Origin of the sequence: Variovorax paradoxus (genome assembly GCF_902712855.1) — a bacterium.
In the GTDB taxonomy this organism is placed as follows: Bacteria; Pseudomonadota; Gammaproteobacteria; order Burkholderiales; family Burkholderiaceae_C; genus Variovorax; species Variovorax paradoxus_Q.
In genome coordinates this window covers 5,287,887-5,308,179 of the sequence record NZ_LR743507.1, presented here as the reverse complement: position 1 = coordinate 5,308,179, position 20,293 = coordinate 5,287,887, and the positions used below count along the sequence as shown (strand labels likewise).

The 20,293-nt window shown below is 66.9% G+C and carries 21 protein-coding genes; 7 read left to right on the top strand and 14 right to left on the bottom strand.

Annotated features, from left to right (window positions below; genetic code table 11):
* The first annotated feature begins 59 nt into the window (after positions 1 to 59).
* On the top strand, positions 60 to 1,208 hold the full coding sequence (locus tag AACL56_RS25205; RefSeq protein ID WP_339092521.1) for an acyl-CoA dehydrogenase family protein: 1,149 nt from the start codon (positions 60 to 62) through the stop codon (positions 1,206 to 1,208).
* A gap of 25 nt (positions 1,209 to 1,233) precedes the next feature.
* Here AACL56_RS25205 and AACL56_RS25200 read toward each other — a convergent pair whose 3' ends face one another.
* The 4 genes from AACL56_RS25200 to AACL56_RS25185 all read right to left on the bottom strand — a co-directional run bounded on the left by AACL56_RS25200 (position 1,234) and on the right by AACL56_RS25185 (position 6,497).
* Entirely contained in the window at positions 1,234 to 1,611 is a 378-nt protein-coding gene (locus AACL56_RS25200; RefSeq protein WP_339092520.1) for a hypothetical protein, read from the bottom strand.
* A 99-nt stretch (positions 1,612 to 1,710) separates the two neighbouring features.
* Positions 1,711 to 2,541 (bottom strand): AP2 domain-containing protein, encoded by an 831-nt coding sequence (locus AACL56_RS25195; RefSeq protein WP_339092519.1) that lies wholly within the window; start codon positions 2,539 to 2,541, stop codon positions 1,711 to 1,713.
* A 155-nt stretch (positions 2,542 to 2,696) separates the two neighbouring features.
* On the bottom strand, positions 2,697 to 3,518 hold the full coding sequence (locus tag AACL56_RS25190) for an AP2 domain-containing protein (RefSeq protein ID WP_339092518.1): 822 nt from the start codon (positions 3,516 to 3,518) through the stop codon (positions 2,697 to 2,699).
* 234 nt (positions 3,519 to 3,752) lie between these two features.
* Positions 3,753 to 6,497, bottom strand: coding sequence for a LuxR C-terminal-related transcriptional regulator (locus AACL56_RS25185; protein ID WP_339092517.1), 2,745 nt, complete (start codon positions 6,495 to 6,497; stop codon positions 3,753 to 3,755).
* Positions 6,498 to 6,601: 104 nt separating this feature from the next.
* Here AACL56_RS25185 and AACL56_RS25180 point away from each other — a divergent pair, with 104 nt between their 5' ends.
* The 3 genes from AACL56_RS25180 to AACL56_RS25170 all read left to right on the top strand — a co-directional run bounded on the left by AACL56_RS25180 (position 6,602) and on the right by AACL56_RS25170 (position 9,983).
* Positions 6,602 to 7,384 carry an SDR family NAD(P)-dependent oxidoreductase gene (locus AACL56_RS25180; protein WP_339092516.1) on the top strand — a complete coding sequence of 261 codons (783 nt, stop codon included), beginning with the start codon at positions 6,602 to 6,604 and terminating at the stop codon, positions 7,382 to 7,384.
* Positions 7,385 to 7,503: 119 nt separating this feature from the next.
* Complete coding sequence (locus tag AACL56_RS25175) at positions 7,504 to 8,688, top strand: acetyl-CoA C-acetyltransferase (RefSeq protein ID WP_339092515.1); 1,185 nt, start codon at positions 7,504 to 7,506, stop codon at positions 8,686 to 8,688.
* A gap of 95 nt (positions 8,689 to 8,783) precedes the next feature.
* Entirely contained in the window at positions 8,784 to 9,983 is a 1,200-nt protein-coding gene (locus AACL56_RS25170) for a GGDEF domain-containing protein (RefSeq protein ID WP_339092514.1), read from the top strand.
* Between the two features lie 61 nt (positions 9,984 to 10,044).
* Here the strand turns inward: AACL56_RS25170 and AACL56_RS25165 are convergent, their stop codons facing one another.
* Both AACL56_RS25165 and AACL56_RS25160 read right to left on the bottom strand, forming a co-directional pair.
* Complete coding sequence (locus AACL56_RS25165) at positions 10,045 to 10,410, bottom strand: hypothetical protein (protein WP_339092513.1); 366 nt, start codon at positions 10,408 to 10,410, stop codon at positions 10,045 to 10,047.
* Positions 10,411 to 10,495: 85 nt separating this feature from the next.
* Positions 10,496 to 10,855 (bottom strand): hypothetical protein, encoded by a 360-nt coding sequence (locus tag AACL56_RS25160; protein WP_339092512.1) that lies wholly within the window; start codon positions 10,853 to 10,855, stop codon positions 10,496 to 10,498.
* Positions 10,856 to 11,113: 258 nt separating this feature from the next.
* Between AACL56_RS25160 and AACL56_RS25155 the strand changes: the two genes are divergently transcribed.
* Positions 11,114 to 12,754 carry a 3-(methylthio)propionyl-CoA ligase gene (locus AACL56_RS25155; protein ID WP_339092511.1) on the top strand — a complete coding sequence of 547 codons (1,641 nt, stop codon included), beginning with the start codon at positions 11,114 to 11,116 and terminating at the stop codon, positions 12,752 to 12,754.
* 189 nt (positions 12,755 to 12,943) lie between these two features.
* Here AACL56_RS25155 and AACL56_RS25150 read toward each other — a convergent pair whose 3' ends face one another.
* From AACL56_RS25150 to AACL56_RS25130, 5 genes are all read right to left on the bottom strand, one after another.
* Entirely contained in the window at positions 12,944 to 13,192 is a 249-nt protein-coding gene (locus AACL56_RS25150; RefSeq protein ID WP_339092510.1) for a hypothetical protein, read from the bottom strand.
* 49 nt (positions 13,193 to 13,241) lie between these two features.
* Positions 13,242 to 13,670 (bottom strand): hypothetical protein, encoded by a 429-nt coding sequence (locus AACL56_RS25145; RefSeq protein WP_339092509.1) that lies wholly within the window; start codon positions 13,668 to 13,670, stop codon positions 13,242 to 13,244.
* Positions 13,671 to 13,996: 326 nt separating this feature from the next.
* On the bottom strand, positions 13,997 to 14,476 hold the full coding sequence (locus AACL56_RS25140; RefSeq protein WP_339092508.1) for a copper chaperone PCu(A)C: 480 nt from the start codon (positions 14,474 to 14,476) through the stop codon (positions 13,997 to 13,999).
* 34 nt (positions 14,477 to 14,510) lie between these two features.
* Complete coding sequence (locus AACL56_RS25135) at positions 14,511 to 15,125, bottom strand: SCO family protein (RefSeq protein WP_339092507.1); 615 nt, start codon at positions 15,123 to 15,125, stop codon at positions 14,511 to 14,513.
* A 111-nt stretch (positions 15,126 to 15,236) separates the two neighbouring features.
* A complete protein-coding gene (locus AACL56_RS25130; protein WP_339092944.1) occupies positions 15,237 to 15,587 on the bottom strand; it encodes a DUF2946 family protein in 351 nt (116 codons plus the stop codon).
* A 179-nt stretch (positions 15,588 to 15,766) separates the two neighbouring features.
* Here AACL56_RS25130 and AACL56_RS25125 point away from each other — a divergent pair, with 179 nt between their 5' ends.
* Positions 15,767 to 17,035, top strand: coding sequence for an IS3 family transposase (locus AACL56_RS25125; protein WP_339092506.1), 1,269 nt, complete (start codon positions 15,767 to 15,769; stop codon positions 17,033 to 17,035).
* Between the two features lie 359 nt (positions 17,036 to 17,394).
* Here the strand turns inward: AACL56_RS25125 and AACL56_RS25120 are convergent, their stop codons facing one another.
* Both AACL56_RS25120 and AACL56_RS25115 read right to left on the bottom strand, forming a co-directional pair.
* The gene (locus AACL56_RS25120) at positions 17,395 to 18,360 is read right to left on the bottom strand and encodes an IS110 family transposase (protein ID WP_339089064.1); all 966 of its coding nucleotides are present in this window, start codon (positions 18,358 to 18,360) and stop codon (positions 17,395 to 17,397) included.
* Between the two features lie 268 nt (positions 18,361 to 18,628).
* On the bottom strand, positions 18,629 to 18,937 hold the full coding sequence (locus tag AACL56_RS25115) for a hypothetical protein (RefSeq protein ID WP_339092505.1): 309 nt from the start codon (positions 18,935 to 18,937) through the stop codon (positions 18,629 to 18,631).
* A 137-nt stretch (positions 18,938 to 19,074) separates the two neighbouring features.
* On the opposite strand from AACL56_RS25115, the gene AACL56_RS25110 reads away from it, so the two are divergent.
* Positions 19,075 to 19,308 (top strand): helix-turn-helix transcriptional regulator, encoded by a 234-nt coding sequence (locus tag AACL56_RS25110; RefSeq protein WP_339092504.1) that lies wholly within the window; start codon positions 19,075 to 19,077, stop codon positions 19,306 to 19,308.
* 30 nt (positions 19,309 to 19,338) lie between these two features.
* On the opposite strand, the gene AACL56_RS25105 is transcribed toward AACL56_RS25110, so the two are convergent.
* Positions 19,339 to 19,974 (bottom strand): hypothetical protein, encoded by a 636-nt coding sequence (locus tag AACL56_RS25105; RefSeq protein WP_339092503.1) that lies wholly within the window; start codon positions 19,972 to 19,974, stop codon positions 19,339 to 19,341.
* Between the last annotated feature and the right edge of the window lie 319 nt (positions 19,975 to 20,293).

The following is a 20,293-nucleotide window of genomic DNA, read 5'->3' as shown; positions in this document are numbered from 1 at the left end:
CGGCCGAAGCACGCAACGCGCAACGGTCGACCCGAAGAGACAACCAAGGAGACTCCCCAATGCCCATCGACTTCCGCCGCTCCTGGAGCGACGAGGACCTGGAGCTGTACCGCGACAACGTGGTGCGCTTCATGGAGACCGAAATGCTGCCCGGCGACGAGGCCGCGCGCAAGCGCGGCCACGTGGGCCACGAGATCTGGCGCAAGGCCGGCTCGCTCGGCCTGCTGTGCGCCGACATCCCCGAGGAGTTCGGCGGCGGCGGCGGCGACTTCCGCCATGAGGCGGTGTTCTGCGAGGAGGCCGCGCGCCGCGGCCTGAACGGCATGAGCACCTCGGTGCATTCCATCGTGGCGCACTATTTCCTGAACCATGGCACCGACGCGCAGAAGCGCAGCTACCTGCCGCGCATGGCGCGCGGCGAGCTGGTGGGTGCCATCGCCATGACCGAGCCCGGCGCCGGCTCCGACCTGCAGGGCGTGCGCACGCGCGCCGGCAAGACCGACGACGGCTACGTCATCAACGGCTCGAAGACCTTCATCACCAACGGCTTCCTAGCGGGCGTGGTGCTGGTGGTGTGCAAGACCGATCCGGCGCAGGGCGCGAAGGGCACGTCGATCCTGATCGTCGAGACCGCCGGCTGCGAGGGCTTCCGCGTGGGGCGCGTGCTCGACAAGATCGGCATGAAGGCGCAGGACACCTCGGAGCTCTTCTTCGACGACGTGCGCGTGCCCGCCAGCGCGCTGCTGGGCGGCGTGGAGGGGCAGGGCTTCTTCCAGCTCATGAGCGACCTGCCCTACGAGCGCACCATCATCGGCCTGAGCGCGCTGGCCACCATGGAAGGTGCCTACCAGGCGACGCTCGACTACGTGCGGGACCGCAAGGCCTTCGGCAAGCCGATCGCCGAATTCCAGAACACCAGGTTCAAGCTGGCCGAGATCGCCACGCAGATCAAGGTGGGCCGCGCGTTTATCGATCGCTGCATCGAAGACCTGGTGGCCGGCACGCTCGACACCGCCACCGCCTCGATGGCCAAGCTCTGGGGCTCGGAGACCCAGGGCCGCGTGCTCGACGAATGTCTGCAGCTGTTCGGCGGCTACGGCTTCATGAACGAGTACATGGTGGCGCGCATGTACGCCGACGCGCGCGTGCAGCGCATCTACGGCGGCACCAACGAGATCATGAAGGAGGTGATCGCGCGGGCGATGTGAGCGATGCGAAGCGGGGGCCGCCGCCTCAGGACAGCCGGCGGATCTCCGCCCTCGCGATCTCCCGGTGCGGATACGACGGCGACAGGCCGATGAACTCGGTGTACTTGTCGCGCGCGGCTTCGGTGTCGCCCGCGTCCTCCAGCTCCAGCGCCTCCAGCGTGAACTGCGTGAAGAGCCGGTTGGCCTCGAGTTCGCGCGCCGATGCGGCGAGCGACTTGGGCTCGAGCTCGGGTTGCGCGGCGTAGATCTGCCGCTGCACCTCGATCACCTCGATCAGCGCACGCCCGATGCGCTGGATGTTCTCCGGCACCGGCGCGAGGCCGGCTCCCCGGATGTCGGTCGCGGCCTGGTCGAGCAGGTGCGACGCGACGCGCAGCAATTGATGAAGGGGCTTGTAGGTCATGGAGTCAGCGCCGCTGCGCGGGCCTGGAAGATGGATTCGGATGCGCGAAGGCCGCCGGGCTGCGCCGCGTCGGCGAAGCCGGGCCCGGGAAGGGCATGGTCAGTGGGCGCGCTTCGCTCCGGACGCCGCACGCGGGCGCGGCTCGCGGGACGCCACCGGCTTGCGCGACTTGCCGTGCTCGACCTGCGAGGCCGCGGCCACGTCATCGGCGCGCAGCTTCTCGGCGAGCTGGTTCTGCCGCTCGGCGATGGCCAGGCTCTTGGCCATGTCGTTGCCGTGTTCCTTCACCGAGAACGCCTTGCTCACGCTGCCCGTGGCCGTGCTGTAGGTGATGGCGAGCCAGTAGCCCGGATGGTTCGGGTTGGGCGTCTTGAAGTGCACGCCGCTCACGCCGCTGGTGTTGTTGCGCCGCGTGATCTCCGACTTCGAGCGCTTGGGCGAGCGCGGCCCCGGCGCGTGCGCCGACAGGCCCATGCGGATCGCCTCCTCGGCCGGGTGCGGCCGTGCCAGGCCCGTCATGCGGTCGAGCTGGTGCGTGCGCTCGCGGATGGCCAGCACCTGCGCCGCATCGCCCAGGCCCTCGACCGGGAAGTCGGCGCGCAGGATCTCGTCGGGTGCGATGTAGGTCTTGGCCAGCCAGCCGCGCACGCGGCCGCCCGGCGCGAGCCGGTGGAACACGCCCGGCACGCCGGTGCTGTTGTTGGCACGCATCTTCTCGGCCCGCTCGCGGCGCGCCGCCGGCGGTACGCTGCGCACGATGTGATCGCGCCAGTCCTGCGCCTGCAGCAGCGCCTGTTCCTCGCCGCCGTAGCTGGCCCGGCCGAATTGCCTGTAGTAGCGCACGCCGTTGCGGACCAGCGAAACCTCGAAGCCCCAGGGCCTGGCGCAGATGCCGTACATGGCGGCGGAATTGGGAACACCTTTGGGCATGCTCGACGTGCTGCTGCTTTGCTCCCTGGCGGCGCTGCCGCCGGGCGCGATGGGCTCCCCGGTTCGCTCGAGGCTCGTGGGCGCCCGTTTCTCGCAGCTATTCTGAACCAGGACGCATGGCGGGTCCGCAGCCGCGCCGCCTGCGCGCCTGCGCGTCACTGCGTCGGCCTCGCCCCGGCCCCGGCGAGCCCGAGCGGCCGCAGCTCCTTGCGGAAGGGAATGGCGAGCGCGTCGCCGCTGTTGCGGGTGTGCAGCAGTTTCTGCTCGAGCTGGCGTTCGCGCTCCTCGATCGCCAGTTGCTTGGCGCCCTCGGGACCGTGTTCCTTGATCGAGAAGGCCTTGCTCACGCTGCCCTTGCCGGCGGTGTACGTGATGGCCAGCCAGTAGCCCGGGTGGCCCACGTTGGGCGCCTTGAAGTGCACGCCGCTCACGCCGCTGGAGTTGGTGCTGCGCCTGATTTCCGACTTCGAGCGCTTGGGCGAGCGCAGCTCGGCGATGGTCGGCGGCGGCACGGGCGCCGTGCGGATCATCTCCTCGGCGGGGTGCAGCTTCGCCAGCCCGGCCATGCGCTCGAGCTGGCGCGCGCGCTCCTCGATGGCCAGCGTCTGCGCGGCGTCGCCGACCGTGTTCACCGGGAAGTCGGTGCGCAGGATCTCGTCCTGGCCCAGGTACGTCTTCGCGACCCAGGCGCGCACCTTGCCGCCCGAGCCGACCTGCGCGAACACGCCCGACACGCCGGTGGTGTTGTTGACGCGCAGCTTTTCCGCCCGCGTGCGGCGCGGCACCGGGGGCACGGTGCGCACGATCTCGTCGCGCCAGTCCTGTGCCTGCAGCAGCGCCTGCTCCTCGCTGCCGTAGCTGGCGCGGCCGAACTGCTTGTAATAACGGGTGCCGTTGCGAACGATCGATACCTCGTACCCCCAGGCGCGAAGGTAGATGCCGTACATCGGTGCGGGATTGGGGATTCCTTTGGGCATGGTGGCTGCAGCTCTGAGGCGCTCTCTGTTGAGGTGGCTTCGCTGGGCGCGACATTCCCCCAGACCACCGCGCGCCTTGGCTATCGCGGCAGTTGGAAGGCTCTGATCTCTGGGGGAAATGCTAGGGACCGAGCGGGGTGCGGGGTATCACCGGAATCCGTAGTCGTTGTGATGACAGGTAAGCGGCAGTTAAACCGAAAGCACCATCAATTCAATTTTGTGTTGTCTTTGGTATTAACGAATGACGCCCAGCTTGCGTGCAATCGCCACCGCCTGCGTCCGGCTCTTCGCATCGAGCTTCATGTTGATGTTGCGCAGGTGGGTTCGCACGGTGCTGTCCGACACGAACAGCTTCTCGGCCATCGCGTTGTTCGAGTACCCCTCGGCCAGCAACTGCAGCAGCCGGATCTCCTTGCGGGTGAGCGGCTCCTTCATCGCGTCGCCGCTGGGTGCCTCGGCTTCGCCCGCCGGTGCCGGGCCGGCGGCCTGCAGCAGCCGCTGCAGGTAGTCGGCCAGGATCGGGTCGATCGTTTGGTGCCCGCCGCGCGCATGGCTTTCCTGCTGCGCCGTCGCATACCGATGCACCAGCGCGCCCACCGCCGGGCCTTCGTCGAGGATCAGCCGCACGAAGCCTTCCTGGCTCGCGGCCTGCAGCACCACGGCGATCTCGTCGAGGGCGGCGCTCGCGTCGCCCGAACGTTGCAATGCCAGTGCCCTCAGCACCCGCAGCGTGAGTGCGCGGCGGTTGCGCGCCGAGGCCAGCGCGGCGTGCAGCTCGGCGTCGAGCACGGCCAGCGCCGCGCGCGCGTCGCCGAACGCGATGTCCCAGCGCGCGCGGGCGAGCACGAGGTAGTCGAGGTCGTGCGCGGGCAGGCGCTGGCGCCGCTCGCGCTCCCACAGCGCCGGATCGTCCGCACGCAGCAGCTCGTCGTGCGACGCGGGCCCGTTGCCCTGCAGCAGCAGCATGCGCGAGCGTTCCAGCTTGGCGCCCGCCACCACGCGCGGCAGCTGGCGGTGATGGCCGAGGTACTCGAGCTCGGTCAGGGCCTGGAACGCGGCGTCGATGTCGCCTGCATGGAAGGCGAGGCGCGAGCGCATCACGTGGCTCAGGATCATGTGGTCGGGCAGGCCCACGTCGCGCGCCAGCGGCAGGTACACGTTGAGCAGGTGCCCGGCCTGCACCAGCTGGTTGGTCTCGTACACCGCACCCGCGTACAGCACCCCCGCCCAGGCGTTGCCGTGGCTGTGGTTGTATGGCACCGCATGCGTCGAATGGGTCGCGTCGACCGCCATGCGCAGCCGCGCGGTGGCCTGCCGCAACCGGCCTTCGTGCAGGTCGAACAGGCCGGCCAGCGACTCGGTGTACATGCGGTTGAAGGTGCTGTTGCCCTGCTCGCGCCGCGCGGCCTCGAGCATGCGGCGCGCCTCGTGCGGGTCGCCGCGCACGGCCAGGATGTGGGCCATCGCGTTGAGCAGCACGCTGTCGGCGAAGGCCAGGCCCGTGGGCAGGCGCGCGAGCGCCAGGCGGCCGGCCTCGTAGGCCTCGTCGTGGCGGTCCTGCATGGCCAGCAGCAGGGGCACCAGCGTGTGTGCGCTGGCGCGCACCTCGGCGATGGGACTGTCGAGGCAGCCCCATTCGTCGAGCTGGCGCATCGCATCCCACGGACCGTGCGTGAAGCAGGTCGCCCACAGCGAGATGGGCTGCAGGAACGGATGCCCGCGCAGCTGGTGGCCGGGGATCGCCGAGAACCAGCGCGCCAGCATGCGCATGCGGCCCTGCTCGAGAAACCCTGCCGCGTAGCCGTCGAGCAGCGTCAGCGCGTGCGGATGGTCGCCGCCTTCGATGGCGTGGTCGATGGCCGGCACGGGCCGCTCGTGCGACTCGTACCAGCCCGAGGCCGCGAGATGCAGCCGCTCGATCTCGCCGGGCATCTCGCGCACGAGCTGCGCGCGCAGGAAGTCGGCGAACAGGCTGTGGTAGCGCCACGCATCGCTTTCGCCGTCAACGCTGCCGTCGACTTCGCCGCCCACGCGCGTGACGAACAGGTTCGATGCGGCCAGCCGCTCGAGGATCGCCGCGCAGTCCGCGCGCGGGCACAGTGCCTGGCACACCGACGCGTCGAGCTGGCGCAGGATGCTGGTGCGCAGAAGGAAGTCACGGATTTCCCCGGGCTGGTGTGCCAGCACGTCCTCGGCGAGGTAGTCGGCCACCGCGCGATCGGAACCCGAGAAGCGCTCGACGAACCCGGTCTCGGTGCCATGGCGCTCCAGTGCCATCGATGCGAGCCACAGCGCAGCCACCCAGCCTTCGGTCTTGCTGTGCAGCTGCGAGAGCATGTCGGGCGGCAGCGCGCCCGCCGCGGCCGCCGCATGCGTCGTGCGAAGCGCGAAGAAGGCGGTGGTTTCCTCCAGGCTGAAGCGCAGGCGGTCGGTGTCGATCTCCAGCAGCTGCCCGCGCGCGCGCAGCCGCCCCAGGCCCAGGTCGGGCAGGCTGCGCGAGCCGATCACGATCTGCCCGCGCCGCGGCAGGTGCTCGACGATCTCGCGCACCAGGCCGAGCACGGCAGGTTCCTGCACGCCCTCGAAGTCGTCGAGGAACAGCGTGAAGGGCGAGTCGTGCGCAGCCAGCGCGGCCACGGCGTCGAACGGTCCGTGCGTGTCGTGCGCGCCATGGAAGCGCGGCGCTTCCACGCCAAGGCGCTGCACCGCCTCGGCCAGGCAGTGCAGGAAGCGCGAGACGTCGTTGTCGGCCCGGTCGAGCGTGAGCCATGCGGTGGCGATGCCCTGCGCCTCCATGCGCTCGCGCATCTGCGCCATGGCCGTGGTCTTGCCGAAGCCGGCCGGTGCGCGCACCAGCACCAGCTTCACGGCCGCTGCCGCCGCGACGTCGCCGATGGCGGTGCGCGGCACCTGCGTGGCCCCGAAGGCCGGGGGGCTGAGCTTGGTTTCGAGGATCCGGGGTGTGGGGTGCTGCTGCATGCGGTGCCGAGAAATCCCGTCGTTTCCGACGATGCGTGCGGGCGATTCTGCTTCCTAAACTGTCCGCGGACAAACCCGTCAGGACACTTCAAGGACACCCGGAGATGCAACTCGATTCCAGCCTGGCCGCCGTCGTCACGGGCGGTGCCTCGGGCCTCGGCGCCGCCACCGCGCGCCGCCTTGCCGGCCACGGCGTGAAGGTCGCGCTGTTCGATCTCAACGCAGCGCAGGGCGAGGCACTGGCGAAGGAACTCGGCGGCGTGTTCTGCCAGGTCGACGTGACCTCCGAGGAGCAGGTCGACGCCGCCTTCGCGAAGGCCCGCGCAGCGCACGGGCAGGAGCGCGTGCTGGTCAACTGCGCCGGCACCGGCAACGCGGTGAAGACCGCGAGCCGCGACAAGACGACCGGCGAGATCAGGCACTTTCCGCTCGCGAACTTCGACCGCATCATCCAGATCAACCTGGTCGGCACCTTCCGCTGCATCGCGAAGTCGGCGGCCGGCATGCTCACGCTCGACATGCTGCAGGACGGCGAGCGCGGCGCGATCGTCAACACCGCGTCGGTGGCCGCGCAGGACGGGCAGATGGGGCAGGCCGCCTACACCGCGTCGAAGGCCGGCATCGTCGGCATGACGTTGCCGATCGCGCGCGACCTCATGAGCGAGGGCATCCGCGTGAACACCATCCTGCCCGGCATCTTCGACACGCCGCTGCTGCAGGGCGCACCCGACAACGTGAAGGCCGCGCTGGCGGCGTCGGTGCCGTTTCCGAAGCGGCTGGGCAGTCCGGCGGAGTACGCGACGCTGGCGGAGCTGATGATCACCAACGGGTATTTCAACGGGGAGAGCGTGCGGCTCGACGGAGCCATCCGCATGGCGCCGCGCTGAGCGGGCTCTTCTGCGCGCGTCCGGTGCCGGGCGCACGAAATCGTCCGTTCCGACGACGCCGCGCGCGGGTGCCGCGCGAACAATTCCCTCCATCCCAGACGCAAACGGAGAACCTTTCCATGCCCGAAGCATTCATCGTCGCCGCCGCGCGCACGGCCGGCGGCCGCCGCGGCGGCAAGCTCGCGGGCTGGCATCCGGCGGACCTCGCCGCGCAGGTGATCGACGCCCTCGTGGCGCGCAGCGGCATCGATCCGGCGGCGGTGGAGGACGTGATCCTCGGCTGCGTGAGCCAGGTCGGCGAGCAGGCCACCAACATCGCGCGCAACGCGGTGCTGGCGTCGAAGCTGCCCGAGTCGGTGCCGGGCACCTCGGTCGACCGGCAATGCGGCTCGTCGCAGCAGGCCCTGCACTTCGCGGCGCAGGCCGTGATGTCGGGTGCGATGGACGCGGTGATCGCGGGCGGCGTCGAGAGCATGACGCGCGTGCCCATGTTCACGCCCAACGCGCTGCCGGCCAAGGCGGGCCTGGGCACCTACATGAGCCCCGCGATGAAGGCGCGCTACCCCGGCGTGGAGTTCAGCCAGTTCACCGGCGCGGAGATGATCGCGAAGAACTACGGCATCGAAAAGGACGCGCTCGACCGCTATGCGCTGGAGAGCCACCGGCGTGCGATCGCGGCCACGCGCGCCGGCGCGTTCGATGAAGAGATCGTGCCCGTCGACGTGCTGCTGGCGGACGGCTCGGGCACGCGCAGCGGCGAGCCGCACACGGTGGACGAAGGCATCCGTTTCGACGCCACGCTGGAAGGCATCGCGGGCGTGAAGCTCATCGCCGAGGGCGGTCGCTGCACGGCCGCCACCGCCAGCCAGATCTGCGACGGCGCCAGCGGCGTGCTGGTGGTCAACGAGCGTGGGCTGAAGGCGCTGGGCGTGAAGCCGCTCGCGCGCATCCACCACATGAGCGTGATGGGGCACGACCCGGTCATCATGCTGGAGGCGCCTCTGCCGGCCACGCAGCGAGCGTTGAAGAAGGCCGGCATGAAGATCGGCGACATCGACCTGTACGAGGTGAACGAGGCCTTCGCGCCGGTGCCCATCGCGTGGCTGCAGGCGCTGGACGCCGACCCGGCGCGGCTGAACGTGAACGGCGGCGCCATCGCGCTGGGCCATCCGCTGGGTGCCTCGGGGACCAAGCTGATGACCACGCTTGTTCACGCGCTCGGCCGGCGCGGCAAGCGCTACGGCCTGCAGACCATGTGCGAGGGCGGCGGCATGGCCAACGTCACCATCGTCGAGAGGCTTTGATCGGCACCGCCGGGCGCGAGGGCGCCAGGCGGCGCCTGGCGGGTGGAACCGGTGTCCCGGAATGCGGATCGGCAAAGCCAACATAATCAGCCCCCATGGGCGCCTTGCCATCCATCCTCGACCCCCGCTCCATCATCGTGCTGGCCGGCATCATGGGCCTGATGATGGCGCTCGTGGTTTTCTTCATGCGCCGCAGCTACCCGCCGAGCATCCGCGGGCTCGGCGAGTGGGCGCTGGCGCCGCTGGTGGCCTTCGCGAGCACCATGCTGTTCGCGGGACGCGGCTTCCTGCCCGACTTCGTCACCATCGTGGTGGCGAACTTCGTGCTGTTCCAGGCCTGCATCCTCTACTACGCAGGCAGCCAGAAGTTCCTGCTGGGGCGCAGCGACACGCGCGGCTGGACGATACTGAACGGCTTCCTCGGGCTGGCCATGTTCTGGTTCAGCGCGATGAGGCCCGACTTCGAGATCCGGCTGGTGCTGGTCACGCTCGCGGTATCGGCGCTGTTCTTCTTCCATGCGCTGCTGTACATGCGCCATCGCGGCGAAGTGTTCGGCAAGCGGCTCATGACCGGCCTGCTGCTGGTGCAGTCGATGGTGGCCGCGCTGCGCTTTCTCTCCGCGCTCGCCGGCATGGCGGGCGAGAGCCTCATGGACGTGTCGTGGATCCAGTCGCTCTACATCAGCATGTACTCGTTCACCGTGCTGCTGCTGTCGATCTCCGTCATCCTGATGGCCACGGACCGCGTGCACACCGAGTTCGAATACATGGCCACGCGCGACCCTCTGACCGGCGCGCTCAACCGCCGCGCGCTGCTGGACGCCTGCCGCGCCGCGTTCGCCAGCGCGGGGCGCCGGCGCGCGGCGCTGCTGATGGTCGACCTGGACCATTTCAAGGAAATCAACGACCGCTTCGGCCACCTCACGGGCGATGCCGTGCTGCGCGAAGCAGTGGGCCGCATGCAGCGCGCCATCGGCGACGCGGGCCTGCTCGGGCGATACGGCGGCGAGGAGTTCGTGGTGTTGCTGCCCGACGCCAACCAGGCCGACGCGATGAACATCGCACAGCGGCTCAAGCAGGCCGTGGGCGAGCCGCTCGCGGCGAACTCGCCGAATGCGGCCGGCCCGTCGGACGCGTCCGAATCGCCATTGGCCGCGGTCGGCTCCATCGCGGTGAGCATCGGCGTCGCGGCCGGCGAGGCGGGCCAGCGCGTCGACGATGTGCTGGCGCGCGCCGACGCCGCGTTGTACCGCGCCAAGGCGCTGGGCCGCGACCGGGTGATGGCCGCGGCCTGAGCCCGGCTTGAGCCCGGCTTGAGCTCGGCTTGAGCTCGGCCTGAGTCCGAGCTGAACCGGGTCAGCCCGCGCTGTCCCAGTCGCAACGCAGCCGGTGCTGCACGCCGCCGTAGCTCAGCGTTCCACGGGACTTCGACACGCTCAGCGCGACCGTGCGGTGAGGCCGCTCCGCTCCGGTGCCCCGGATGCGCATCACCTGCTGCCGTGCATCCGCAAAGTGCTGCCGCAGGACGAACCGCTGCGGCGCAGGATCGTCCCGGTCGGTGCGCGCCACGATCAGCCCGGTCAGCTCGCCGGTGGACAGCCTGAACTGAACTTCCGCCGAATAGGGCCGGCCTTCGCACAGCAGGCTGCCGTTGGCGAACGCGGGCGCAGCGAAGAGCAGGAGCGATGCGTTCAGGGACCAGGCGCGGGTCGGCTGCTTCATGCGTGCGGCACCTTCGTGGGCGATGCGCATCCTCCGCCGTGGCGTTGCGCAGGGAACCAGCGGCCGTGTGTGGGGCGGGTGTTCATTACGACCCGCCGGGTGGCGCGGGCGTGTCGATGCGCTGCGCATTGCATTCGGCGCAATAGCGCGCCATGGGGGTACGCAGCGGCTTGCCGCAGGCGTGGCACGGTGGGCCGAACAGGCTGAGGCGGTGATGCAGGATCGCGTTCGGGTTGGTTTCCCGGTAGCCTGTGATCTCCTCGTAGGCCTTGAGCGTCAAGTTGCCCAGGCCCGCACGGTGCGCCTCGCTCAGCGAGCAGCCGGTCTCTTCGCGGTATTGCTTGATCTGGGCGATGTACCCGATCGGGTGAACGATCTGCCACTCTTCTTCCGTGAGCATCGGCATGTCTGTCTTGCAGCGCCAGCAGTAGAGGGTTCGGGGCATCGGATGAGCAGCTTCGGAAGGGGCAGCGAGGCGATGCATGTGCCACCGGTGTGCGGCATTCTGCCCGCGAAGCCGCAAGTCGTTCAGGCGCACGCCGCGAACGTTCTGCAGCTGCCCGCGCCATGCTGCCCGCCGGCACGATCCTCACACCCGTCCGAGGCGGTCGGCAGGTCTTCAATCGTCCGTTCCGACGATGTGGCCCGCGCCGGCCGTTGCCTACGATGCAGCGCGACGACAGCCCCACAAAGGAGACAAGCCATGTTCGGATTGATGCAGGACCGCCCGTTGCTCATCTCGTCGCTCATCGACCATGCGGCCACCTTCCATCCGCACGCGCAGATCGTCGGGCGCACGGTGGAGGGCCCGGTCCACCGCACCTGCTATGCCGAGGTGCAGCGCCGCGCCAAGCAGGTGGCGAATGCGCTGAAGACGCTCGACATCGGCCCCGGCGACCGCGTCGGCACGCTGGCGTGGAACACGCACCGGCACCTCGCGCTGTACTACGGCGTGTCGGGTTCGGGCGCGGTGCTGCACACCGTCAACCCGCGGCTCTTTTCGGAGCAGATCGACTACATCGTCAACCATGCCGAGGACAAGGTGCTGTTCTTCGACACCAGCTTCGCGCCGCTGGTCGAGAAGCTCGCGCCGGGCCTGAAGTCGGTGCGCGCCTTCATCGCGATGACCGACCGCGCGCACATGCCCGCCATCGACGTGCCGAACCTGCTGTGCTACGAGGAGCTTGTCGGCGCGCAGAGCGAGGTCTATGCATGGCCCGAGTTCGACGAGCGCACCGCCTCGTCGCTCTGCTACACCTCCGGCACCACGGGCAACCCCAAGGGCGTGCTGTATTCGCACCGCTCGACCGTGCTGCATTCGCTGATGGAGTGCGCGCCCGATACCTTCGGCGTGAACTCGCAGATGACGCTGCTGCTGGCCGTGCCGATGTTCCATGCCAACGCGTGGGGCATGCCGTATGCGGCCGCCATGGCGGGCGCGAAGCTCGTCATGCCCGGCCCGCACATGGATGCGCAGAGCCTGTACGAGCTGATGCGCGACGAGAAGGTCGGCTTCTCGCAGGCGGTGCCCACCATCTGGCTGATGCTGTTCCAGTACTTCGACGCGCATCCGGAGATCGACACGCGCGCCATCGGGCTGAAGCGCATCGGCGTGGGCGGTGCAGCCACGCCGCGCAGCATGATCGAGCGCTTCGAGCGCGACTTCGGTGCCGACTTCGTGCAGGGCTGGGGCATGACAGAGACCAGCCCCATCGGCGTGATCGGCAACCTGCTGCCGAAGCACCTCGCGCTGTCGAAGGAAGGGCAGACCGTCGTCAAGATGAAGCAGGGCCGCGGCGTGTGGGGCGTCGAGCTGAAGATCGTCGGCGAGGACGGCCGCCGCCTGCCGCACGACGGCAAGGCCTTCGGCCACCTTCACGTGCGCGGGCCGTGGATCGCGAGCGGTTACTTCAAGGGCGAAGGCGGATCCGTGCTCGATGCCGAGGGCTTCTTTCCGACGGGCGACGTGGCGACCGTCGACGCCGATGGCTACGTGACGCTGGTCGACCGTGCGAAGGACGTCATCAAGTCGGGCGGCGAATGGATTTCGTCCATCGACCTGGAGAACGCTGCGAGCGCGCACCCCGCGGTGGCCGAGGCGGCGGTGATCGGCGTGGCGCATCCGAAGTGGCAGGAGCGCCCGTTGCTCATCGTGGTGAAGCGCACGGGCGTGGAAGTGACCCGCGAGGAACTGCTCACATTCCTCGCGGGCCGCGTCGTGAAATGGTGGTTGCCCGACGACGTGGCTTTCGTCGACAGCCTGCCGCATACAGCCACCGGCAAGCTGCTGAAGACGAAGCTGCGCGAACAGTTCAAGGGTTACGTCGCCGCGACATCTCTTTGACAGTTCGATGACTTGTTCGATTTTTCTGTGGACAACTCTGTGGGTTGTGCGGGGAGGCGACCGCGCGAAGCGAGAGCTGGCGTGGCTTCCCGATACGTTGCCTGTTGAATAGGCACCCCGTCCGGGAGAGCGAAAAACATGTCTACCGCGGGGTGAGGAATGCGGAAAAGCGTGATAGGCGGGAAGCCGTCAGGCCTGTGCTCCAGCGCCGCTCGGCAGCGACGCCTTCACCACGGCGGCCCACGCCTCGAAGGTGGCGGCCGGCCAGTTGTTGCCCGGCTTGAGGTGTTCGACGGAATAGGGGCGCGGTGCGCCGCCGAACCAGTTGAACCAGGTCCAGCGCTCGCCGTGCGGCATCCGGACGAGCGGCACATCGAATTCCTTGATCACGAACTCGGTGCCTTCGGGGAAGTCCGTTCGGTGGGGGATCGTCGCCATGGTGTCTTGCGTTCTCTCGTCGTCGGTCGATGCATCCAGGGCGCACAGGTTACCGCTGCCGCTTGAGCTGAGCGCGCCCCAGCGGCGTGATGCGCCTGACGATCGCGAGTTCGCGCGGCTCGGTGCTGTCCTTCCAGGTGAGCGCGGGGCTGATGGTCGCGTCGACGAAGCCGGCCTGCTTCAGGGCCTCGATGCAGTTGATCTCGTCGTGGTTCTCCACACGCAGCGGGAACGAGGCGCCTTCGATGCTGCGCAGGTAAGCCAGCGCGTCGGGGCCCTTCGGCTTCGGCGGCGGCGACTGCTTCGACGCGGCCCGGGTTTCCTTGCCGGCGCGCTTGCGGCTGCGCATGCTGGCGATCTCCGCGTGGCCGTCTTCGGTGATGCAGACCACCAGCGCCGCCTGGGCGAGCCGGTAGTTGCCCCCCGGGTCGAACGCCGGATCGATCTCGGCCTCGACCAGGCCTGTGGCTTTCAACACCGAAACGCGCCGGACGTCTTGTGCGTCGGTCACATGCAGCGGCAAGCGTGCATGCTCCAGGTGGAGCAGGTAGGTAAGCGGCACCGAAGATCCCCTGTCTACGACCCCCGCTGCCGTTCGTGCCATTTCGGCTTCACCCGGTCGATGCCGGGGAAGTGGGGCCGCCCATCAGAAGCAGCTTGTGAGAGGCAACCGCCAAGCGGGCATAAATGTGATCAATTGTTATTAAATGATCATTCTTGTGTACACCCGGGTCAAGGGCCATACCCAGAACAGGGTATTTCTTCCGGCCTGCTCGAAGCTCGCCGCCGCCGACGCGCTCGAGATCAGTGCTTGTGCTCGCCGTGACCCGCCGCCTTGGCAGGCTGCGCGGACGCGTTGAGCGCACGTACCGGCGCCTTCACCTCGACCGATTCGCGCTGCCCGTCCTTGCCTTCGAACACCAGCGTGAGCGGCACGGTGTCGCCTTCCTTCACCTGCTGCTTGAGGTCGAGCAGCATGACGTGATAGCCGCCAGGCTTGAGCTCGACGATCTTGCCGGCGGGCACGTCGAGCGCGGGAATCTGGCGCATGCGCATCACGCTGTCCTGCATTGCCATTTCATGGACTTCCACCACCGGCGTGACGGGCGAACTGGCCGAGACGAGGCGGGTGTCCTTCGCGGCATCGAGCCGCATGAAGGCGCCGGTGGCCTTCTGCTGCGGCACGGTGGCGCGCACCCATGCATCCTTGACGGTGACTTGCGCGTGGGCGTGGGCGCCGAGCAGGGCGGCGGCTGCGATGAGGGTGTGCGAGACGAATTTCATGAAGATGATTTCCTTGGGTTGAATGGCTAAGGCGTCAGGCGGACGCGGTCCCGAGAATCTGGCGAAGGTCCTGTGCGCATTCCTGCGCGCTCTGCTCGTGGCGCAGCACGAGGCGGATCTTGCCTTTCGGATCGAACACGTAGCTGAAGGCCGAATGGTCCATCGTGTACGACGAACCGGTGGGCACCTTCTTGTAGAAGACCTTGAAGGCCTTGGCGGTCTCGGCTGTCCTCTGCAGGTCGCCGTACAGGCCGATGAAGCTCGGGTCGAAGGCCTGCGTGTAGGCCTTGAGCACCACCGGCAGGTCGCGCTCGGGATCGACGGTGACGAAGATCACCTGCAGGCGTTCGCCGTCGGTGCCGAGCAGCCGCTTGATCTCGGCCGCGCGCACGAGCGCGGTGGGGCACACGTCGGGGCACTGGGTGAAGCCGAAGAACATCATCACGGCCTTGCCCTTGAAGTCGGCGAGCGTGCGTTCGCGGCCTTCGGCATCGGTCAGGCGGAAGTCCTGCGCGTAGCTGGCGCCGGTGATGTCCACGCCGTTGAAGCTGGCGGGCAGGATCCGGTCGCAGCCTGCGAGCGTGAGCGCGGCTCCTGCGCCGGCGGCCAGCAGCAGCGTGCGACGCGTGGAAGGAAATGTGTGGGTCATGGAAGGAATGGCTCTCTCCGGCGCAGCGGTGGGCGCCGGCTCGTTGCGGGATGGCGTGCGACGCGCGTCCCGACGGACTGCATCAAGCGCGCACGAACTGACGAAGAAAGGTCAGGAGAGCGACGGAGGCCCGCGCGCCGGCAAGGGCGCAGCGGTGGCCGCGGCGATATGCACAGAGGGCATCGGCCGGACCGTGCAGGCCGGCGGCAGGAGCACCGGCAGCTCGACCGTGGGCGTTGTCGGCGGCGCGCCGGTCAGCACGCACAGCGGGCAGTCCATGTGACCGGCGCCGAGTTCCTGCGCGCCGTCGTCGGTGTGCACGATAGCCTTGACCGAACCGGTGTTCGAACAGACGAGTTCGACAGTCTGCGGATGGACGACAGGCGACGCGACGGCCACGCCCAGCGACAGCGCGAACCACAGCAACACCCAGCGGATCAGCCCCGTGCCGGGACGCCGCATGCCCGCGCGCAGCGCAGGATGGGAAAGGGCGTCGTGTCTGGGCATCGGCGCGGATTATCGGCCAGCCGTTCGCGGCAAAGAAAAAAGCCTTGCAAGTCATTGACCTGCAAGGCTTTTATGTTGGTGGTGACCCGTCCTGACCTGGGTTGACACCTTTTCCTCTCAGAAAAGGCAAGTCAATGGAATCAGGCATCAAACGCACGCAGAGCGACTACACGCTGGCTTTTAAGCTGTCGGTGGTCGATCAGGTAGAAAAAGGCGAGCTCACGTACAAGCAGGCCCAGGAGCGCTACGGCATCCAGGGTCGCTCGACGGTGTTGGTGTGGCTGCGCAAGCATGGCCGCCAGAGCTGGGGTTCGGCATCATGTCGGCTTCCCATGCCAGTACCGATCAAGAATTCCGCATCGCCATCCGCTGCGCCGCTGACTCCTGAGCAGAGGATCAAGGCTCTCGAAGTCCAGCTTCGCGAGGCCAATGAGAAGGCTCAGTTGTTCGAGGCCGTGCTCGATGTCCTGAAGAAGGACTATGGGGTGCGTGTCGTAAAAAGCCTTCGGGCAAGTCCTCTCGCAAAAGCTCGTCCCGGGCTGAGCGTGTTGAGGGCTTGCCGCCATTGGGGCGTCAGCCGCCAGGCTTACTACCAACAACTGCAGCACCAGCAGCAATGCCGTGCCCGTTCTGACACAGTGATCGAGCTTGTGCGTTCCGTGCGCCTGCGCCAGCCGCGGCTGGGCGCGCGCAAGCTGCACCATCTTCTCAAGCAGCCGCTGCACCAGGCCAACGCGAGCCTGGGGCGCGATGCGTTGCTGGACGTGCTGCGCGAGGCCCACATGCTGGTTCAGCCCAGGCGGGCGTATCACAAGACCACCGACAGCCATCACCGGTTGCGCCGTCATCCCAACCTGCTCAAGCAGGGGCCGGATCAGGTGCGCCCCACCGGCAGCGAGCAGGTCTGGGTGGCTGACATCACCTACCTGCCGACCGATCAAGGATTCGTCTATCTCAGCCTGGTGACGGATGCGTGGTCGCGCAAGATCGTGGGCCATCACGTGCACGACAGCCTGCACACCGAGCAGGTCAGCCGGGCGCTGAAGGTGGCGCTCAAGGGCCGCAAGACTGGGCAAATGCTGGTGCATCACTCGGACAGGGGCATCCAGTACTGCTCGAACGACTATCAGGAAATCCACCGCCGCCACGGCATCGCCTGCTCGATGACGGACGGCTACGACTGCTATCAGAACGCGCTGGCCGAGCGCGTCAACGGGATCTTGAAGATGGAGTTCCTGCTGCACCGGCCTGCCGATCTGACCCAGGCCAGCCGGATGGTCCAGCAGGCCGTGCAGATCTACAACCAAGAGAGACCGCACCTGTCCCTAAAATTGAAAACGCCCGATGAGGTTCATCGGGCGTCCGTTGCCGGCTGGATCAAGCCGGCTGTGTGTCCTTCATAGGTGTCAACCTATGGCAGGACGGGTCATGGCTCTTCACGGAGGAGCCGGCCCGCCCTTGGGTGAAGGCGAAAAAGTCTATAAAAATCAACAGCTTGCATCGCTCATAAGGGGTGCTATGAGCGACTAGGCAGGTGGCACCCCCCACTGTATCTCTTCCAGTCAGTCGGGCCAGCGCTTAATAGGCTATGAGGTCATAGCGCACAAGCCGCTCACGTATAGGACAAGGATTGGGTGGCAGCTGTGAAAGGACCACACATTCGGAACGGCGCAGAAGAATGCTCCAGATTTCGGTCAGTTTGCTGGATGATCGTGCCAGGCTGTGGTGGCACACCTGTTGACTTAAGACACCGTTCTGCTTGTCAACCACAGACTGCCTTGGGATGATGGTTCGCATCGAAGGGTTTGCCCGACTTCAGCACGCCGTAGGCGATGGCCAGGAGCTTGTGCATGCAGGCCACGACGATGACCTTGCCGGGCTTGTTCTGCGCCTTCAGGCGCTGCCAGAACTCGGCCACCAACGGGTTGTATCTGCCGGCCACCATGGCCGGGAAGTAAAGCGCGTTCCTGAACTCCCGATGCCCCTGAGGATGCGTTCCTCGTCGCTTGTCCAACGATGTGCCGGACTGTCTGATCATCGGCGTGAGGCTGGCATAGGCAATCAGCGCCTTGACGCAGCCGAATCGCTCGGGACGCCCGATGTATGCGAGCAGCTGGGGAATTGTCCTGTCCCCGAGGCCCGGGATCGAGGCGAGCAGTTCGCCGCGTTGCCGCAGATCAGGGTCGTCGTCGATGGTCTTGCGGATCTGCATGCGCACGTCCTTGATGGACTCGTCCAGGCTCGAGATGACCGCGGTGAGAGACGACCTGACCGCGTCGTGGGCGACCTCCAGGCGGTTCGACTCGGCCTGCCTGAGTTCCAGCAGCGTGTCCAGCCGGGCCACCAACGCCTGCAGCGAGCGCACGCCCGCAGAAGGCGCCTCCCACAACGCCGGAGCGGTCTTGTCGCAAAACCGTGCAAGGGCCTTCGCGTCGCCGCCATCGGTCTTGTTGCGAACACCCTCGAGCTCCATGAATCGCTTCACCTGCAGCGGGTTCACGACCGAGACAGCCACCGCCTGGTCATGCAGGAACAGCGCCAGGGCCTCGTGGTACGTCCCGGTGGCTTCCATGCAGACGTGGGCCGTTGCCTTGCCATCGGGCAGATTGGATTGCAGCCATCGCAGCAGCTCAGCGAAGCCGCCTGCGTTGTTGGGGAACACCTTGGAGCGGTACTTGCCGTCCGCCCGCAGCCACGCCACATCGAGCTTCATCTTGCTGATGTCCACTCCTACCTTGCATGTCACCGTGATACTCCTTGAGCAGAGTCAATGCGCCGCATTCGACACGCACACCCTGATATGCGGGGTCGTCGCCAGCGCATCGGCCAGCGACGCCCCAAGACACCGTTCGAGCTACAGCGTCGAATCCGTACGGTTCCCCAGTCTTTATTACGGGCTGGAGGCCCAAGGAGGAGCACAGGGTCTACCGAACGGGCTCCCTTCAGCGCTACGGGAGCGGATAAACAATATCAGGAGGAGCAGTGCTCAGTCGGCGCTAGAGAGACTCGCGAGGCTTGGGTCTGTCAGGAACGCCGGCCGTTGCAGGCTGCGCTGCGCACTCGGCTTGGATGCGCGCGAGGGCGATCTCGGCGGGACCACCAATGGCGGTTGTCGTGGTGGCCAGGGCTTCGCCGAAAGCTTTGTCGGCGCCGTCGGCGATTCGATCGGGCCCGCCGAGGAGAACTGAGCAGAAGGTTGGGTGCTGAACGAATGGTGCGATTGCGCTTGGCGGAGACTGCGCAGCCGTGCTGAACGCGGCGAGCTGGATCGTGGTCAGAAGCAGGTAGCGATTCGGGCTGAGCATGGTGATCTCGCGGTATTCGGACGCGGAATTCCTTCCTGGAAATCCGAAGACTCGTTTGTACCATATATGGTGGTGCATTTGTGGTGCATGCCGCCGAAAGTTGGGCGGTGCGTACGTCGACCCAAAACCTTCCGTTGATGAGAGCCTTCGCAGCTGAGCTTCGAGCGCGGCGTAACGTATTGGGTGTGTCACAAGAGGAATTGGCTCATCGCTGCGGGGTGAACCGAACCTTTGTGGCCAAGATGGAAGTTGGACAAAACCAGCCCTCGCTGACCGTCTTGATGAAGATCTCGGAGGGATTGCAAGTTCCACTTCCCGTTCTCATGGGATCGACTGTTGAGCGGTACAAGCTCGAGACTGACCAGCAGTAAGGGTCATCGTCGGCCATCGCGGTGCTGGGGTTAAAGCCGGGCCGCTTTTCTTGGGTGCGAGGCTTTTGCCTGCTTTTCTTTCACGACGGCTGCGAGCCCAGATCGATCCAGCGGCCGAACCGGCCTCGCCGTCTCGACGCTGTTCTTGTCAATTCCGGCGGCCTCAGGCGCCCGACTACCTGCTCGTCTCCGGCGCCCGTAATACGCCTGTGTCTCCGAGACCGCCTGACCCAGAACCGCTGCAAGTGCCTCGGCTTCCCAGCCAGCCTCGCGTAGATTCTCAGCGAGCGAGTGCCGAAAACTATAGCCCGTGACCGCTGGTTTTCCAGGAAAAAGTTCCGCCGAAAGTCGGGTCAGATGGGTGCGAAACGCATCCGTGCTTTCGATCGACACAGCCAAGGTTCCCACAGCTTTGATCTGCTCCACCAGCTCTGTGGGCAGTACACCAGGCTGCAGCTTGAACTTTCGCCACTCTTGCCCGCTGTGCTCCGACACCTTCGCGCCAAGTATCTTGGCAACGATCCCGTTGCCGTCAAATTGCAGATCCACGCCCTTGACCAACTCCTCAGGCCGGCAACCTGTGACCGCGATGACCAGCGTCGGCAAACCGTAGCGCAGTGATTGAACGCCTCGTCGAAGCATGCGTTCCTTCCAGTCCCTTGGCATCTTGGGCAAGTCCTTGCGCTTGGAATGCTTTGCTTTTTTTGCTCACCGGTGATCTCCAGCATGTCCTCGGCACGAACGTTTTCGATCATCTGAATGATCTTGAGGCTGTGATCCAACATGCCCACCACCTTCAGCCATTCAACCGAACGACCCTCTCGGCGTTGCAGCACGTCCTGGTCGCTTAGAAGGCTGTGGCATTCCTGTTTGCAGTGCCAGACCAGTGCTGCTCTCATGGCGTAGAAGCTCCGCGAGACCGGCGCATACCTCGCCAGAATCTGCTGCACCGTGATGTCCGTGCCCTGCAGTTCACGCAGGATGA

Bases quoted from the DNA above. Each gene is read 5' to 3' on its own strand.
- AACL56_RS25140 (WP_339092508.1), bottom strand. From the start codon at position 14,476: ATGAAATTCGTCTCGCACACCCTCATCGCAGCCGCCGCCCTGCTCGGC.
- AACL56_RS25180 (WP_339092516.1), top strand. From the start codon at position 6,602: ATGCAACTCGATTCCAGCCTGGCCGCCGTCGTCACGGGCGGTGCCTCG.
- AACL56_RS25175 (WP_339092515.1), top strand. From the start codon at position 7,504: ATGCCCGAAGCATTCATCGTCGCCGCCGCGCGCACGGCCGGCGGCCGC.
- AACL56_RS25195 (WP_339092519.1), bottom strand. From the start codon at position 2,541: ATGCCCAAAGGTGTTCCCAATTCCGCCGCCATGTACGGCATCTGCGCC.
- AACL56_RS25155 (WP_339092511.1), top strand. From the start codon at position 11,114: ATGTTCGGATTGATGCAGGACCGCCCGTTGCTCATCTCGTCGCTCATC.
- AACL56_RS25110 (WP_339092504.1), top strand. From the start codon at position 19,075: ATGAGAGCCTTCGCAGCTGAGCTTCGAGCGCGGCGTAACGTATTGGGT.
- AACL56_RS25205 (WP_339092521.1), top strand. From the start codon at position 60: ATGCCCATCGACTTCCGCCGCTCCTGGAGCGACGAGGACCTGGAGCTG.
- AACL56_RS25190 (WP_339092518.1), bottom strand. From the start codon at position 3,518: ATGCCCAAAGGAATCCCCAATCCCGCACCGATGTACGGCATCTACCTT.
- AACL56_RS25125 (WP_339092506.1), top strand. From the start codon at position 15,767: ATGGAATCAGGCATCAAACGCACGCAGAGCGACTACACGCTGGCTTTT.
- AACL56_RS25135 (WP_339092507.1), bottom strand. From the start codon at position 15,125: ATGACCCACACATTTCCTTCCACGCGTCGCACGCTGCTGCTGGCCGCC.
- AACL56_RS25105 (WP_339092503.1), bottom strand. From the start codon at position 19,974: ATGCCAAGGGACTGGAAGGAACGCATGCTTCGACGAGGCGTTCAATCA.
- AACL56_RS25160 (WP_339092512.1), bottom strand. From the start codon at position 10,855: ATGCCCCGAACCCTCTACTGCTGGCGCTGCAAGACAGACATGCCGATG.
- AACL56_RS25200 (WP_339092520.1), bottom strand. From the start codon at position 1,611: ATGACCTACAAGCCCCTTCATCAATTGCTGCGCGTCGCGTCGCACCTG.
- AACL56_RS25185 (WP_339092517.1), bottom strand. From the start codon at position 6,497: ATGCAGCAGCACCCCACACCCCGGATCCTCGAAACCAAGCTCAGCCCC.
- AACL56_RS25150 (WP_339092510.1), bottom strand. From the start codon at position 13,192: ATGGCGACGATCCCCCACCGAACGGACTTCCCCGAAGGCACCGAGTTC.
- AACL56_RS25115 (WP_339092505.1), bottom strand. From the start codon at position 18,937: ATGCTCAGCCCGAATCGCTACCTGCTTCTGACCACGATCCAGCTCGCC.
- AACL56_RS25170 (WP_339092514.1), top strand. From the start codon at position 8,784: ATGGGCGCCTTGCCATCCATCCTCGACCCCCGCTCCATCATCGTGCTG.
- AACL56_RS25165 (WP_339092513.1), bottom strand. From the start codon at position 10,410: ATGAAGCAGCCGACCCGCGCCTGGTCCCTGAACGCATCGCTCCTGCTC.
- AACL56_RS25130 (WP_339092944.1), bottom strand. From the start codon at position 15,587: ATGCGGCGTCCCGGCACGGGGCTGATCCGCTGGGTGTTGCTGTGGTTC.